Raw genomic sequence first — 248 nt, 5'->3', positions numbered from 1 at the left:
CTAATCAGCGGCGTGAGTCCCATCGCTATCAATGAACAGAGCGGATATGACCAGTTGCCAATAAAGGAAACCCGACTTGACCACGTTCCACGATTTCTACCGGGCATATATTCGGTGAAACCAGCAAACAGCGTAACCAGTAAAGCTCCCAGCCCAACTCCCATCACAAAACGGCAGGCAATAAGGAAATCCATATTCGGTGAGAAAGCACCGACAACCATCGAGGCAATATGAATGGCCTCATAGAG

Annotated in this window: 1 pseudogene; it reads right to left on the bottom strand. The window is 48.8% G+C overall.

From position 1 onward, the window contains the following. Positions 1-248 (bottom strand): annotated as a pseudogene (locus FN960_RS24585) (hypothetical protein); the annotation flags it as partial.

Origin of the sequence: Alkalicoccobacillus porphyridii, from assembly GCF_007293315.1 — a bacterium.
GTDB classification, from domain to species: Bacteria; Bacillota; Bacilli; order Bacillales; family Bacillaceae_D; genus Alkalicoccobacillus; species Alkalicoccobacillus porphyridii.
Note: the sequence above shows the minus strand (reverse complement) of the source record. Positions and strands in the feature narration are given on the sequence as shown.